Annotated in this window: 14 protein-coding genes; all 14 read left to right on the top strand. The window is 61.6% G+C overall.

Annotated elements, in window-relative coordinates; translation table 11 throughout:
• Window positions 1–270 precede the first annotated feature (270 nt).
• The 14 genes from EYS21_RS21740 to EYS21_RS21675 all read left to right on the top strand — a co-directional run bounded on the left by EYS21_RS21740 (window position 271) and on the right by EYS21_RS21675 (window position 14,425).
• Window positions 271–1,359, top strand: a complete 1,089-nt coding sequence (locus tag EYS21_RS21740) for a M23 family metallopeptidase (RefSeq protein WP_242633557.1) — start codon at window positions 271–273, stop codon at window positions 1,357–1,359.
• Complete coding sequence (locus EYS21_RS21735) at window positions 1,359–1,892, top strand: hypothetical protein (protein WP_131135329.1); 534 nt, start codon at window positions 1,359–1,361, stop codon at window positions 1,890–1,892. The genes EYS21_RS21740 and EYS21_RS21735 overlap by 1 nt, the downstream gene beginning before the upstream one ends.
• Window positions 1,893–2,076: 184 nt before the next feature.
• Window positions 2,077–3,270, top strand: a complete 1,194-nt coding sequence (locus EYS21_RS21730; RefSeq protein ID WP_131135328.1) for a ParA family protein — start codon at window positions 2,077–2,079, stop codon at window positions 3,268–3,270.
• Window positions 3,271–3,281: 11 nt separating this feature from the next.
• Window positions 3,282–3,617 (top strand): hypothetical protein, encoded by a 336-nt coding sequence (locus tag EYS21_RS21725; protein ID WP_131135327.1) that lies wholly within the window; start codon window positions 3,282–3,284, stop codon window positions 3,615–3,617.
• An 83-nt stretch (window positions 3,618–3,700) separates the two neighbouring features.
• Window positions 3,701–4,495 carry a hypothetical protein gene (locus tag EYS21_RS21720; protein WP_131135326.1) on the top strand — a complete coding sequence of 265 codons (795 nt, stop codon included), beginning with the start codon at window positions 3,701–3,703 and terminating at the stop codon, window positions 4,493–4,495.
• A 52-nt stretch (window positions 4,496–4,547) separates the two neighbouring features.
• A complete protein-coding gene (locus EYS21_RS21715; RefSeq protein ID WP_242633556.1) occupies window positions 4,548–6,386 on the top strand; it encodes a hypothetical protein in 1,839 nt (612 codons plus the stop codon).
• Window positions 6,387–6,424: 38 nt separating this feature from the next.
• Window positions 6,425–7,981: a hypothetical protein gene (locus EYS21_RS21710; RefSeq protein WP_242633555.1), complete on the top strand. Its 1,557-nt coding sequence runs from the start codon at window positions 6,425–6,427 to the stop codon at window positions 7,979–7,981.
• Window positions 7,978–9,594: an ATP-binding protein gene (locus EYS21_RS21705; protein ID WP_131135323.1), complete on the top strand. Its 1,617-nt coding sequence runs from the start codon at window positions 7,978–7,980 to the stop codon at window positions 9,592–9,594. Before EYS21_RS21710 ends, EYS21_RS21705 begins: the two co-directional genes overlap by 4 nt.
• A gap of 14 nt (window positions 9,595–9,608) precedes the next feature.
• Window positions 9,609–11,315: a type IV secretory system conjugative DNA transfer family protein gene (locus EYS21_RS21700; protein WP_131135322.1), complete on the top strand. Its 1,707-nt coding sequence runs from the start codon at window positions 9,609–9,611 to the stop codon at window positions 11,313–11,315.
• On the top strand, window positions 11,312–11,626 hold the full coding sequence (locus EYS21_RS21695) for a hypothetical protein (protein WP_131135321.1): 315 nt from the start codon (window positions 11,312–11,314) through the stop codon (window positions 11,624–11,626). The genes EYS21_RS21700 and EYS21_RS21695 overlap by 4 nt, the downstream gene beginning before the upstream one ends.
• A 90-nt stretch (window positions 11,627–11,716) precedes the next feature.
• Complete coding sequence (locus EYS21_RS21690) at window positions 11,717–11,932, top strand: hypothetical protein (protein ID WP_131135320.1); 216 nt, start codon at window positions 11,717–11,719, stop codon at window positions 11,930–11,932.
• A gap of 303 nt (window positions 11,933–12,235) precedes the next feature.
• Window positions 12,236–13,090, top strand: a complete 855-nt coding sequence (locus EYS21_RS21685; protein ID WP_165478378.1) for a sulfatase-like hydrolase/transferase — start codon at window positions 12,236–12,238, stop codon at window positions 13,088–13,090.
• On the top strand, window positions 13,083–13,685 hold the full coding sequence (locus tag EYS21_RS21680; protein WP_131135318.1) for a hypothetical protein: 603 nt from the start codon (window positions 13,083–13,085) through the stop codon (window positions 13,683–13,685). Before EYS21_RS21685 ends, EYS21_RS21680 begins: the two co-directional genes overlap by 8 nt.
• Window positions 13,682–14,425 (top strand): hypothetical protein, encoded by a 744-nt coding sequence (locus EYS21_RS21675; RefSeq protein ID WP_131135317.1) that lies wholly within the window; start codon window positions 13,682–13,684, stop codon window positions 14,423–14,425. The genes EYS21_RS21680 and EYS21_RS21675 overlap by 4 nt, the downstream gene beginning before the upstream one ends.

Genomic DNA, 14,425 nt, shown 5'->3' with positions numbered 1-14,425 from the left:
ATTGAGCGAGCCGACGCGTGAGCATCGAAGGGGGAGTCACGTGATCAGCGTTGAGCGGCGGCCGAAGCCACCAGCCGAAACGAGGGGATTTCACATGGAGACGCTGCTCGTTTCGAGGAACTGGCCCGTGTCCGAAGATCCACTGCTCCATGGAGTTCCCCTCACGCGCGCAACACGGCCCCCAATAAACCTCAAAGATTCCTGGTTTCGAACCAACGGGATCAGGCGGACTTCCTAGTGCGTATCGCTGCAGCTGGGGCAGCAAAAGCCGTGGCAGGAAAAGCGTTTCGAAAAATCGTCGTTCCTGTTGCCGCTACAACTGCCCTGGCACTGGGTTTTGTTGTCGTGGTCCTCGATGACGGAGGGACTCCGGCGCCGGCAGCCTCGGCGTGCGTGGCTCCAGGGACGGCGGCGGCGTCATCTGCCGCACCTGTTCCCGGCAGCCCGGTGGCTGGAGTCGATGCGGAGCAGATGAGGAATGCCGCGGCGATCATGAAAGCAGCCTCGGATCTTGGGATGCCCGTGGCGGCTCAGTTAATCGGGGTTCAGGCTTCCATTGGTGAGTCGACGCTGCGTGTCATTGATTTCGGTGACGGTGCCGGCCCGGATTCTCGCGGTTTGTTCCAGCAGCGGGACTCGTGGGGCCCCTACGCGGATCGGATGGATCCTGCCAAGTCCTCGGCACTTTTCTTCAAGGCGTTGCAGAGGGTGGAGGGCTGGGAGTCGCTGGAGCCCACGATCGCTATCCACCGGGCACAGCGGAACGCTGACCCGAACCACTACACCCGGTTCCGTCCCCAGGCTACGGAAATCGTCAAAGCTCTCGGAGGCGAAGCAGCCGCCCTGGTGGATCCTTCGGGCGCGTGCCCCGCAGCCGGCAATGAGGTCGTGGGGGACCTTGCCGGCAAGTGGGTCAGGCCGATGGCTGAATCGATCAACACCAGCGGCTACGGGCCGCGCGCCGCTCCAGCCGGTACGGCTGGGGGAGTGCTGGCCAACTTCCACTATGGAATCGACTTCGCCACTCCAGGCCACGCCGGAACCATCGTCGCCGTTACGGACATGAAGATCGTGAAGGTCCGGAACCTCGATGGACTTTTCGGCACGGGCGTGACGGGGCAGACCACGGACGGCAAGCTCACGATCGGCATGTATCACATGGAGGCCGGCTCGGTCCGGGTTAAGGAAGGCGACACCGTTGCCGCCGGGACCCCGCTGGGCACAGAGGGCGCGACCGGCAACGTCACCGGCCGGCACCTGCATATGGAGTTCTTTGCCGGGGCGCTGCCGAACCCGATGATCCCCATCAACGCCACCATCGATCCGACACCGATCCTCAAAGAGAAGGGCATCCTCTGATGCGTAAACTCGCGGTTTTCCCGGCCCTCATGGCCGGCACGCTTCTGCTGGGTGGCTGTGTTGGCGAACCAGCATCCAACACTGCCAGTGCGCCTCCTGCCGCGTCAGCTACAGCTACCCCGGGCGGTGGAGAGGCCAGCGGCGAGCACTCGGTCGATGTCGGCCACGCAACGGAACACTACGAAGGCCCCAATGTCACTTGGGACGCGGGCTCGGAGGCCATGGTCAGGGAAACGGCCGCGAAGGCCATGAAACTGTTCGGGCGGCCCGACGTCCCGGAAACGATGTGGTTCGCCGAGCTGGAGCAGCTGCTGGCCATCGAGTACAAGGAAGACGCCAGGTATATCGACCCGGCCCGGATCCCCTTCTCCACCGTCACGGATGGTCCCTCGATCAGCCGGGAAGCGCAGAACCCGATGACCGTCACGGCATCGTTCTATACCAACGACGGCCCTTGGGACATGATGCTCCACCGCATCGGCCAGGACGATCCATGGCTTGTGACCTCCATCAGTCCCAAGGCCGCCCAGTGAACGCCGTACAGGCTCTGGGTCTGGATGAGTTCGGCACGGCACCGCTGTTCACGGATCCACTCGCGCCGGCGGTGCAGCCGGTTAGTCCGGAGCCCCCACCATGCGGGCCGGAACCGGTCAGATTCCGGGAAGCAGCCCCACAGATTTCCACCTCTCAGCACACCACGAATGGAAGGAAGAACTCATGAGTACCACTTGGTCCGGCGCAGAGCGAAAGTCCCGTGCCCCCATCAGCCTTCTCAACCCAACGGAACCCGAGAGTGAGGACACCACCCAGGTGAGCCCTGAGCCGGCGACCAGTGAGGTCCCCGCAGCAGGGCAGGCTCAGTCACTGAGCGAGCCTGGAGCTCCGGTGCAGGCTGTTCCGTTGGTCAGTGGCCGGCGCAGCGCCTCCGTGCTGCAGAAGGACAACATGAACGATGAGTTGCCACCGGCTACCGGCTGGCAGGCCTTCCTTCGGAGCATCACGTTCGGTCTGATCAAGCCCAAAGTCGGCGCAGTGGAGCTGGCACGCCGGACTGACCTGTCCGCGATCCAGCGCGTTTATTCACGTCCTATGCGGATCATGGTCGCCCAGCCCCTGGGTGGGGTCGGGAAGACCATGTGCAGCGTGGGTATCGGCTCAACGTTCGGTATTCACTCGGGCCAGCACGCCATTGTCTGGGACAACAACGAAATGATGGGCACCCTCGGGGTCCGGACCAACGCGAACGGCTCCTCCCGCACCGTGTGGGACCTGCTGAACGTCCTGGGGAAGTTCGAAACCATCGAAGCCCGCAAGGGCGACTTCACCTATTACACCCGTCACCAGGGCCAGAACCAGTTCTCCGTTCTGGCCTCCGACGAGGATCCGGACCGGATGAAGTCCATCGGCGCGGACGAGTTCAACCGCATCCACACCGTCGTCAGCCGCTTCTACGACACCATCGTCCTGGACACCGGCAACAACACCCGCTCAGAGAACTGGCTCGCTTCCATCGAGGTCACCGATCAGCTCGTGATCCCGGTCCGGCTCCAGCGCAACGCCGTCGTATCGGCACTTCGGATGATCGAACAGCTCGAATCCATGTCGGAGCGCCAGAGCAACCCCCATTACAAAGACCTGGTGGCCAACGCCGTCGTTATCGTCACTCAGGGCGGTGGTGCCAAGGTCTCCGCCGCTGACCAGGCGGACCTACGCGAACAGCTCAGTTCAGCGGTGCGGACAATCATCGACATTCCTTACGACGCGGCCCTGGATAACGGCTCGATCATCGACTGGCAGCTGATCGGGGATCCCGCCCGCCGCGCCTTCGAACGCGTCACGGCCGAAATCGCCGCAGGTCTCCTGACGGTAGATAACCGCAATCCTTCCCAGCACAGCACCACCAACCGATAGGACAACTGATCATGTTCAGCACCCTCTCCACCAACATCATCATCGCCACCGCGGTGGACAACCCCCTTGACGGGGTGACTCCGAGCCTGAGCGTTTTCGGTGTCCAGTTCGAGGGAGCGACGCAGTTGATCCTCGGCGGGCTCTGGGCACTGGTCGTGGTCCTGGTGGCAGGAGCCTTCCTGATGAACCTGGGCAAGTGGGGTGTCGCCCGTCAGCGCGGCCACTCCGACGACATTGCAGATGGCGCAGAGGGTGCCAAGCGCAGCGGTGTCGCGTTGGCAGCTGTCGCCGGGGCCAGCGTCATCATCGGTGGCATCCTGGCACTCACCGCCTTAGCAGGAGCTTAGCCAAGGCTCTCCGCAGCGCCGTACAGGCAAGAGTCCAACCATGTGCCCACTGCCATCGTTTCAACCCTGAACGGATCTAAGTCATGAAAAAGAACTGGAAAGTACTGACCGCCACCGCAGCGATGGTGGTCATCGTGGCCGTCGCCGTCGTACTGATCAACTTCCGGCCAAACGAACAAAGCGCGGCGCCGCAACCGGAACCCGATAACGGCATGGTGGCAGGAAAGCTTGGCTTCCCCGTCTCCAAACTCAACATCGGAGAAGGCGGAACAAAGACCGCCGCCGATGGCAAAACCCCCATCGGATATAGCGGCACCTGCGACTCCGCCGTCCAGGCAGCAGCCAACTACACGCCGGTACTGGCCGACGTGAATCTGAAAACCTGGGAAACCCAGAGAGCCACCCTGAATTCTCTTGCTGTCCCTGGCCCGTGGCTGGACACGGTTCTTCTTCCTGGCGACAGCGTCACCGATGTCGTGGCTCAGGGTACCGAGCTAAAGACTTTTGCTGGTGGCTGGATGGAACAGACCGACGTCAAGGCCGGCGGTATGCACCGGATGGTGTCATGCGAGCCGAAGAAGTCTGCCGTGGTGCAAGTGTTCTTTGGTGCGCTCGGAACCAGTGACACCTTGCCGCAGGGATATTTTGGCACCCGAACCATGGAGCTGACCTGGAAGGGCGATTGGAAAATCTCCAACGTCGTGACAGGCGTCAATGATGCGGACTTGGTTTCCCGGTTGAAGGACAAAGGCCCTTCTGGCGGACTCGGAGGGACCCCGTCAGGAAACATACCGCCGCTGGATGAATCCATAGTGGCGAGGTACTTCAAGGACCTGCGCAGGGAAGGCTGGGCAGAGTATGCAAACGCTACGCGCTAGCAGCCGGCTCCGACTCGTAGCCCTGTTCCTTTCTCTCTTTATCGGATTTGGTGTGGTTACCGCAGGCGCGGCGCAGGCCGCGAACGAAGTGAACGCTTCCGAGAAACTCAACGCGGACCAGCTCAAACGTCTGGCAGGACTCCCACCGGCGGAACGCGACGGCATCAGCGACCGAATAAACCAGGAACTCGCCAAGAACATCTGCCAGCCCAATCCAATGAGTGCAACGATGATTGGCCAGGACTGCGAAGGGATGTCAACGCGAGCTTTCAACAGCTTCCTGACTACGCCAGAGCAATCCTTCGATTACAAACCAGAGACAAGCAAAAGCCAGTTCTGTGCTGCCCTGGCCAATGAAGGTGCCCGGCCGGTAACCACTGGGTTGTGCGTAGCTGAAGCTGCGTGGGAGAAGTATCAGCCCATCGCTGGGGTTGCCCTCCGGACGGCGGTTGGTATGCAGCCTGGTGGGCAGTTCGTGTTGGGCGCGGTGGACACGGTGGCGTTCGTTGCGGATGCGAAGAACGGCTTGGATAAGTTCGCTAACTCGACCAAAGAGGCTGCTGTGACGGCCACGAACGAGGTGCTGATGAACATTCTGAAGACCTCGGAGTTCGAGGTTGATGACTCTTTCCGCGAGATGTGGGGCATCTTCTCCGGGATCGGGATCGTGCTTTTAGTGTTGATGTATTTCAAGCTGTTCAAGGATCTCTCGGATGAGAAGATCGACTTCGATACGGTGCGGCAGTCGCTGTTCTGGTACGGCCCGCTGTCGCTCCTGCTGGCCGTTTTCGGCCCTGCTTTGGCGCACGTTGGCCATGGTGCATTGATGGACTTGGCTGCTTCGATCAGTCCGTGGACCGCGAACCAGATCATGGACTTCGCGACAACGATTTCCCGGTTCGCTGCCTTCGAATCGAACGGAGTTTTCGGGCCGTTGGCCGCGGTCCTGTTGTTCGGGCTGCTTTTTCTCGGTGCGTGGGCGCTGCTGGGGTTGTTCGCCCTGCAGCCGATGGCCCTGTACCTGCTGGGGGTGGGTCTGGCCATCCTTATCGGGTACATGGTCCACCCCGATCACAGGGCGAAGGTCGCCAAAACCGGGTCTCTGTGGGTTGGTATTGCCCTGTCCAAGCCCCTGATCCTTTTGGTGATGGGGGCGCTGTTTACCTTCATCAGCAGCCGGCCGGCCTTCCAGGGCGAAGGCACAGGCGATGCGCTGATCAATGCTTCCTCGGTGTTCACTGCCGCCGCGGCGATGGTGGTCCTGGCCTTTTCGCCTGCGTTGCTGTTCAGGTTCGTACCGATCCTGCCGTCGTCGGCTACCGGGCTGGGCGCTAACCGCCGGTCGATTGCTGGTGCAGCTGTTGTTGCCGGGGCAGGGGCTGCCATCGGGTCGATGATCCGTAAGCGCCGTACAGCGCAGGCCCAGTCGGGCTCCGGCAGCAGCGACCGTCCGGGCGGTTCAGCCGGGCGTGGAACCAGCGGTCCCGGCTTCTCAGCTGGCCCCGGTGGGGCGTCGGCCGGAGTCGGTGTGGGTACTGGCTCCGGTGGGGGGCGTAGTGCCGGTGGAGGACGGCAGGAAACTGCCGTGCAGGGCGGTGCTGCCCCGTCCTCCGGCGGTGAGGGTGCACCGGATCACCGCACTATTGGTGAGCTGCAGCGCCAGGACCGTGCTGGTACTCCTTCGGGGAAGGCAGCTAACGCTGTCCGCAGTGGGGCGGCGGCCATGGGCAGGGGAACGGTTGCCGCGACGCGGGGATCCGCGAAGATCGCTGCCGGTGGGGCGACAGCGTTTCTGCTCGCGGGCCGGGAAGCATCCCGGCAGGCTGCGATGCGCGGCCGTCAGGGCGTCGGGTCGATGGCGCCTGAGACCGAGCACATCAGTGGCCGGTAAGCAGCAAAGAAGCAGGGGGAGTTGGTCTGATGGGAAGAATGGTTGTTGTCGGTGGCGAGGTTTCCCGCCGTGGTCTGTTCGGCGGTGGCCGGACCGGTCCTGAGTGGGTTGGCCTGAGCGTCGCGGCCACCTTGGGGATGATCCTCATCATTTCCCTCTCGAGCATCATCTGGCTCGGCTTGTCGATCGGGGCTGTGATTATCGGCGCCGGAGTCATCCTTACCACGCCCAGCAAGATCACGGGCTACCGCTCCTTGGGAGCGCTGTATGTGGAGGCCAGACATCAGAGATCCCGCCAGAAGAACAAGACCGCGACGTTTGTTCCTGTGAAGTTCCGGGATCAGACCCGCATGGTCAAGGCAGGTAAGGCCGACCGTTCCATGGCTGATGAGCAGGGCATGATCGAGGTCCCCGTCAAGCACAGGAATAACGTTCCGCTGATGGTGGGCACTGTCAGGGCGTTCACCGTGAAGACCCCGACCGGGCCGATGACGGTCTTCCGTCACGGCGGCCGAATCAAAGAGCCTTATTACACCGTGACGGTCGAGGTCATGGGTTCGTCCTCCGGGATCCGGGAGGAAAACCGTGAGGACTCCGCCTATGTGGCCCGCGGGCAGTTCCTGGCACGGCTGGCACGCCGGCAGTCACTCATCACTCACGTCCAGTCCCTCTCCCGGGCAGTGCCGATGGACTCCACCGATCATCTGCTGTGGATCAGAGATAAGCAGGCGCTGGATGTGCCCCGGATCCTGTTGGAGTCCTACGGGGACCTGGTGCAGACCCTGCAGTCCCGTTCCGAACAGCATCGGACGTATGAGACGTTCCGGATTCCGAGGTCGGCGACGCTGAGCTTGAAGGCGGGCAAGCTCGGCGGTGGCGATACCGGTCTGGGTCTGGCTATCCATCAGGAGATCCGCACCGCCCTGTCCCAAGCGCAAATGATGGGCGCCATTCAGGACTACCGGACTCTGGGTCCGGAACAGATGGCCGGGCTCTTGCGTCATTTGCAGGACCCGGATTACGACATTGACGACTACGAGAACGCTGACCTGGCTGACTGCTGGCAGCACCTGGACGGGGAGTCCTCGGACTCCTCCGTAGTCGTGAACGGGCATTGGTACACCCGCACCGGGTACGTGCCGGCCTCGGCGTTCAGCCCCGAAGCCATTCCCGTCTCGGCCCTGCAGTCGCTGGTCAGCGGGATCCAGCCGGCCGTCGTCCACTCGGTGTCCATGGTGATGGAACTCGAAGACGCCCGGAAAGCGCGCGGGAAGGCCCGAACGGATGCGGCCATGGATCGTGCCCGGGAAAAGGAAGTCGCTAAGTCCGGGGTCGTCACTGACGGTTCCGAAGACGTTCTCCTGGGCGCCTCCACCCAGCGGCTCCTGGACCTCAAACCCGGCTCCGGTCACCACGGCGCCTCCTACGCCCTCTACATCTCCTACTCTGTCGAAGCAGAAGATGAGCTCCTCGCCACCGCTGACTTGATCGAAGCCGCCGCCGCAGATGCAGGGATCGAATTCATTGACTGGATGGATCACCGGAACGACCTGGCACTGATCACCACCATGCCGTTTACGAGAGGAATCCGATGAACACCCAAAAACTCCTCAGCGTCTTCAGGAAGCCCTGGACGCTGACCGGCACATCCCGCCGCACCCAGCAGTCTTCGGGGCCCGGACAGCAGCCCACGGGCGGGCAGCCGGCAGCGGCGGCCACCGACGATGCAGTGGCCACCAAACGCCGCTCCCACTCCAAGAAAAGGGCTGACGAGAAGAAAGCCGGCATCCGGCAGCGGGCCGAAGCGCAGGCGAGGTCCTCGGTCCAGTGGCACTGTGAGCGCGGCAGCACCCAGGCCTCGAAACTGGGATTCTATGACCCTGCCGCACCTGGTGTGTTGTCCTCCACCCGGCAGATGGAGTTCTCCCACATGGCCATCGCCTCACCCCCTACCTCCCACCGCGGGTTGGCGTTCGGGATCGACGCCGGCTCCGGCTGGATGATCGTCCATGACCCGTTCACCTCCTACGGCAACGAGCTCGAATCCCCGAACGTGTGCTTCATCGGGGACCTCGGGCAGGGCAAGTCCTCCGGCATGAAAACCTGGGCGGTCCTGCGGCAACTGGTCCTCGGCCGCCGCGTCGTGGTGATCGATAAGAAGTACCAGCTGGACCAGAACGGCGGCGAATACACCTCCTTGGCACAGAGCCTGGATATCAAGCCGGTGAAGTTCATGGTCGGCGGGGGAGGGGCAAGGATCAACATTCTGGATCCGCGCATCGCGGCCCGCCTGAACGAAGACAGCTACGATGACACCGCACTGTCCACCCCGGCCGGACAGTCCATGTTGGTCCGCGCCGTCGTGGAGGAAGCCCTGGGCCGGCCGCTGCTGCCCAAGGAGGGCAAGGCTGTCCGCATGGCTCACAGGCAGGCTCTGCGGGCCGCTGCGGATGCGGACGAAATCGCCCACATCCGGCACGTCCTGGATGCCCTCTACGCACCGGACCCTGCCGCCACGGAGAAGGCAGGCCTGCAGTGGGACGAGCTGCGGCAGTGGGGCCAGGACCCCGCGTTCGAGCTCGAACGCATGATTGAAGATGACCTGGCCGGCCTGATCGACGGACCCACCAGCACGGAAATTTCGCTGAACGCCGGCCTGACGGTCTTTGACGTGTCCCTGCTCCCGGAGGACGGACCGGCGCTGGCGATCGTGATGACGATCATCAACACCTGGCTGGCGAACACGCTTTACCGCCAGGCTGAAGCGGTCCCCACGATCCTGGTCATCGAAGAGGCCTGGCACACCGTGCAGGGCTCGGTCGCGAAGGTCACCCGACGGAACACCAAGCTCTCCCGCGCCCTGTCCCTCTCGTGCATGTTCGCCTTCCACCACATCTCCGACATTCCTGAAGACTCCCCGGCGATCGCCATGCTCAAGGAATGCGGGACTGTCCTGCTGTACAAGCAGCAAAAATCCGATGACGCCTGGGCGTGCGAACGGATGTTCAACCTCCCGTCCGGGTCCGCGGCTGACATCGCCACCCTGACCAAGGGAACCTGCATGATGCGGATCGGCAGCAAGGATCCGTTCGTCGCCATCCACGTCCGCAGCGCCCTTGAAATCGAGCTCACCGACACCGATAAGGCCATGAAGTCCACCGCGACGATCAACCAGGTCGAAGCCAGTACACAGGAGGCCGCAGCGTGAGCTCAGGAAGCCGCATGTCCACTGATGCAGTGACGAAAATCGGACTGGCCGTCATCGTCGTCGGACTGGCCCTCGTCGGATGGATTTCGGCCTTCCTGGGCGAGCTGATCACACCCACCGGGATGCCGTGGATGAACTCCACCGCCTTGTTGGCGAAGATCAAGGCCGACGAGTTCGTCTGGCCCGGCGCTGCAACCTGGATCCTCATCGTTCTGGTGGTCCTGGCCCTCATCGGGGCTGGAATGCTCAGCGCACTGTTCGGCACCAAGAAACACAGGGACGACGGGCTGCCCCGCTACAAGGACCTGGAAAAGCGCATGGGCAAGAAGGCCGCCCTCACCAAAGCCAGGCAGTCCCTGGAACTGCCCGAGAACGCAACCGAAGATGAAATGATCGTGGCGCTGTGCAAGCTCGATGGGCAGACCCTCTACGTCCAGCACGAGGATTCGATGTGGGTGTTCGCCCCGCAGCGCTCCGGCAAAACCCTGTTCCTCGCCGTCGGGATCGTCCTGGACGCACCAGGTGCCGTCATCGCCACGTCCACCAAGAATGACCTGCTGATGCTCACCGCCGTAGCGAGGCAGCGTAAAGGCGAAGTTTCCGTCTTTGACCTCCAGGACATTTCCGGATGGGACAGAACAGTCCGCTGGAACGTCATCGACGGGTGCGAGGACCCGGACGAAGCGTTGGCCCGGGGAAAGGCCTGGGCCGGCGCCCAGCCCATGGGGGACGTGAAAAACGGGGACTTCTTCAACTCCAAGGCAGCCGCCGTGCTCGGCCGGTTCCTCCACGCAGCAGCCTTGGGCGGGAAGAGTGTCGAGGACGTGGTGCGGTGGACCAACGACTTCACGAACTCTGAGCCGCTGGACATCCTCACCCAGCACAAAGCCCCTGCAGCGTTCACCTCGCGGCTGCGGGCACTCACCGAATCCCGTGCAGGAGAAACGGTGGACTCCATTCAGGAGACCCTGGCCGGCCTGCTTGAACCGCTCTCCTCGCCCAAGGCGATGCATATCCTGAGCCCGGCAAAAGGTGAAGGGTTCGACATGGAAAAGTTTCTGGCCACACCGAACACGATGTACCTACTCACCGACGGTGAGCGCTCCCCGGTTGCACCGCTGGTGGCCATGTTCGCTGACTTCATGTTCCGCAAGGCCCAACGTATTTCCCAGAATCTGCCCGGCGGCCGGCTGTGGCCGGTCCTGACCATGGTCCTGGACGAAGCACCCAACGTCGCGGCCATCCCGGACATGGCCGGCGCCCTCTCGGATTCCGGCGGCCGCGGGATCCGCATCATCGGATTCAGCCAGTCCTTCGCCCAGAACCGCCAACGGTGGGGATCCGAGGCAGCCACGGCGATCCGGGGAACATCCTCGATCCGGCTATTCCTGCCGGGCCTGGAAGAGCTCGATGAACTCGACAAGATTGCCCGCGCAGCGGGAACCACCCGCAAGGAACGCGTCTCCACCTCTCAGGGCCGGAACGGATCGTCCCGCACGATCAGCGAAGAAGAACGGCCCGTGATCCGAGGCAGCGAAATCCAGCAACTCCCGGTAGGGGAGGCCTTCATGCATTACAGCAACGTCGCGCCCGCCAGGGTGACGCTCACGCCGTGGTGGGACCGCTCTGATTCCGCGCAGATCAAGGAAGACAAAACGGCAGCCCAGGCGCTCAAAGACCAGGCTGCCGCCGTCCGCCGGACGGAAGGATCACCGGTATGAGCGAATCGGAATCGGCTAGCCAGCCCGAAAAACCTAAGCCAGAGGGGGAATCCACCGTCCCGGAGCGGTTGGGCGACATCGAAGATGTTCTCCTGGAGCACGACCAAACGATTACCGGGCTCAGGGAAGACCTGGAATCACTGGGATCCGCAGTGATGGACATCCTGGAAACCCCTCCCAAGAAGAAGCCCGCCCCGTGGAACTGGCGAGAGATCAACAGCGAAGAATCCGTGAAGCTCATGGAGGCCCTGGCCGAGTGGGTGGGTGGGATCAACCAATGCTACGGCGGTACCGAGAATTCGCGGATCTAAGCCTGCGGGTACCGTCACAGCGCGGTCGTTGAAGAACTCACCGCCATCTGGGTCGCATGGAAAGCTGCCGACTATGGCCACAAGGACCCCGTGACCGAGGCCGTTTCATTGCACTACAGCACGTTCTGGCCCATGATCAAACGGATACGCTCCGAATCCTGGGGCCTGAGCAACTGCCACAGCGAACACACCGATCCCCGGCCATCGTTCAGGGACTCCACGGACTCCCACTTTGCCGAGTTCCTGGCCGAGCTCGGAGCCAAAGCAGCGCCCGTTCCACCAGAAGCCGACAAGACCCTACCCTGAGACCGGCCACCGGCACCACAAGGCAGAGCGTCCAGTTCACTGGCAGCAATCAGCTCGGTCGGAGTCATATGGCACGGCATGCGTCCTGATTTTAGGCATCATGGCGCGCCGGAGTCTGAAAAGCTGCAGCCGAGACACCCCTTGGGGACCAATGCATATGGCGCCAAACACCGATGCGGCAGTCGGAGGATGATCGTCCTGTCGGGAGCGGACCACCTCCATAGTGGCAATGGAGGAGGCCGCGCCGGAATTGATGCCGCGCAATAAACCGTGAAATTTGAGATGGTGCGTCAGAATCTCAACATGACCGAAATTCCCCGCGCCGACGACTCAGTGACTCGTTTGGTCCTGATTACCCTGGATAGCTGCCGTTGGGACTCTGCCCAGTCGGCTACTACGCCGTTTCTGGACTCCTTGGGTCCCCTTCGACTGGCGACGGCTCACGGAACGTTCACACTGCCTGCCCACGTGGCGCTGTTCCACGGGTACTTTCCCGCTGTTATTGGCGCAACCGATACAGTGTTGAGCCGCCTTCCGCAGTACAAGAGATGGGGCAAGACTGGACAATCGGCTAGAGGAACCGTCGAAGGGCAAAACCTAGTAGACGGCTTGAAACAAGACGGCTGGACGACAGTAGGTGCAGCCGGAATGCGTTGGTTTAAATCGGCGAACCTGCAGCAAGGTTTCGGTAAGTTCTTCTATTGGGGTCCGGAGTATTTGCCTTCAGATGGCGATCTTCCAAGCTGGTCATCGGAGGATTACGCGCTTGCTCATGTTGAAGAACTTGTGGACGCAGTGGGGGCAGCTGAAAGATGGCTGCTGTTCATAAACGCGGCGGAAACGCACGCGCCGTATGCGTGCACAGCCGCTCAATTAGAGGAGCAACGCAGGCTCAAACGCTTTAGAAATGCGAAAGAGAAGCTTCCGAATGATGACGGGACCGCGAGGCTGATGAGCCAGCTCCGGCAAGCGCAGATAGAAGCGGTGTCAAATGTTGATGACCGCCTACGAACTCTCTTTGAGGCTTTGCCACGTCCTTTCCACTACGTGATTACTGCCGATCATGGTGAGTCTTTCGGAGAAGAAGGCATCTGGGGTCACGTGCATGGTGCCCAGGAAGTGCTTCACGTCCCGTTGTGGGAGGGGCTGTATGAGTGACTTGATACAAGCCACCATTATTAGCGCCGTGGTAGCTGTGGTCACCGGTGTGCTCTCTTCCTATCTCTTCTGGCTTTGGCTCACGAAAAGACTCCGGCCCCGGATTGTGTGGAGCAAGCACATAAGCGTCAACGAACACTGGCTGGGTGGACCCCCGAAGTACAGAGTCAAAATACAGAACGTCGGCCGGCGAGCTGCCGTGGACTTCGGCGCCATATGCATGCTTCGCGTTCCGGGCGTCGCCACTGGTGAAAACGTAAAACTCGTGAAGTTGAGAACCCTTGACGTGCCTTTACCGTTTCTGGGTAAAGGTAAGGGCCGACTCATCACCATCAAGACAGACGGACTCGATCAATTCCACGTTCTGGGACTCCCAGAACCGTTACGATCTCGCCTTAATCAGGAGCCACCGGTCACGCTGGAGGACCTCTTCGCCGACTTTCCGGGATCTGAAGTGATGCTCTATCTTTCGGCCTATGACGCGGTTTCTGGAACGCGTTGCCACTTTCAATCCGTGCCTTACACGAGTAGTTCATTGACTAGAAAGTGGTTCGAACCAGGCAGTGTTGCCGTCCAGTCGGGAGGCCCAGTTTGAGCTTCGATGACGCAGAAATGCTGGCTCAGGCCCTTAAAGGTCTTTTGGCCGGACTAGGTTCCGGATCGGGCATCACACGTTCTGTTCAGCCCATAAGTACAGAGATGATCACGGAGCACAGGGAACTTTTTACTGGGCAGCTGCTCGCAGCCATTGCGATGTCTCCGCCCGGCTCTATCGTGACGGTTGCGTCCAAGGTTGCGGCCATAGTTGAGTGCCGGGTGATCTCGAGCAAGTCTGTGACTGAGGCCGTTGCTGCGGGGGTTTCAGTCGCAGATCTCCTTGCAGTACTTCAAAGAACCGATCCTTCTTTCACGATCCAGGATGTAATCATGATGGATCACTACCAAGATGACACCTGGATCCTAGGCATTAACAACCCGAATCTTTTTGCGCACGATTTTTCCTCAGAGGTGTACAAAATGACTGGCGCCCGCGTTGACGTAGTGGTCTGTGATAGCGGTTCTGGCCGAGATAAAGGCAAAGCCTTGATCGGCTGCCCGACGTTCATGAACACTCCGGTGGGGGCCACACGCGGCGTTTCGCTCGTTCATGCGCAACGTTGTGCAGTCGTAGCCGAGGTGATCGGTAACGCCAAGGAGCTGACGCCGTTCACCGTGATCGCCCCGGAAAGCTGGCGGTCAGGCTCGCGGGAGCACGTGGGAGAGTTCAGGTACGACGGTTACTTGGACGCGACCAAGGAAAGCGATTCGCTTCCAATGTTTGTTGGCCGGCGGTAG

This window comes from Arthrobacter sp. S39, from assembly GCF_004320525.1.
Classification (GTDB): Bacteria; Actinomycetota; Actinomycetes; order Actinomycetales; family Micrococcaceae; genus Arthrobacter.
This window is presented reverse-complemented; position numbering and strand designations above follow the sequence as displayed.

What these genes read in the sequence shown, in the direction of transcription:
- EYS21_RS21720 (WP_131135326.1), top strand. Translation starts at nt 3,701, where the DNA reads ATGAAAAAGAACTGGAAAGTACTGACCGCCACCGCAGCGATGGTGGTC.
- EYS21_RS21710 (WP_242633555.1), top strand. Translation starts at nt 6,425, where the DNA reads ATGGTTGTTGTCGGTGGCGAGGTTTCCCGCCGTGGTCTGTTCGGCGGT.
- EYS21_RS21685 (WP_165478378.1), top strand. Translation starts at nt 12,236, where the DNA reads ATGACCGAAATTCCCCGCGCCGACGACTCAGTGACTCGTTTGGTCCTG.
- EYS21_RS21695 (WP_131135321.1), top strand. Translation starts at nt 11,312, where the DNA reads ATGAGCGAATCGGAATCGGCTAGCCAGCCCGAAAAACCTAAGCCAGAG.
- EYS21_RS21735 (WP_131135329.1), top strand. Translation starts at nt 1,359, where the DNA reads ATGCGTAAACTCGCGGTTTTCCCGGCCCTCATGGCCGGCACGCTTCTG.
- EYS21_RS21730 (WP_131135328.1), top strand. Translation starts at nt 2,077, where the DNA reads ATGAGTACCACTTGGTCCGGCGCAGAGCGAAAGTCCCGTGCCCCCATC.
- EYS21_RS21680 (WP_131135318.1), top strand. Translation starts at nt 13,083, where the DNA reads ATGAGTGACTTGATACAAGCCACCATTATTAGCGCCGTGGTAGCTGTG.
- EYS21_RS21705 (WP_131135323.1), top strand. Translation starts at nt 7,978, where the DNA reads ATGAACACCCAAAAACTCCTCAGCGTCTTCAGGAAGCCCTGGACGCTG.
- EYS21_RS21700 (WP_131135322.1), top strand. Translation starts at nt 9,609, where the DNA reads ATGTCCACTGATGCAGTGACGAAAATCGGACTGGCCGTCATCGTCGTC.
- EYS21_RS21725 (WP_131135327.1), top strand. Translation starts at nt 3,282, where the DNA reads ATGTTCAGCACCCTCTCCACCAACATCATCATCGCCACCGCGGTGGAC.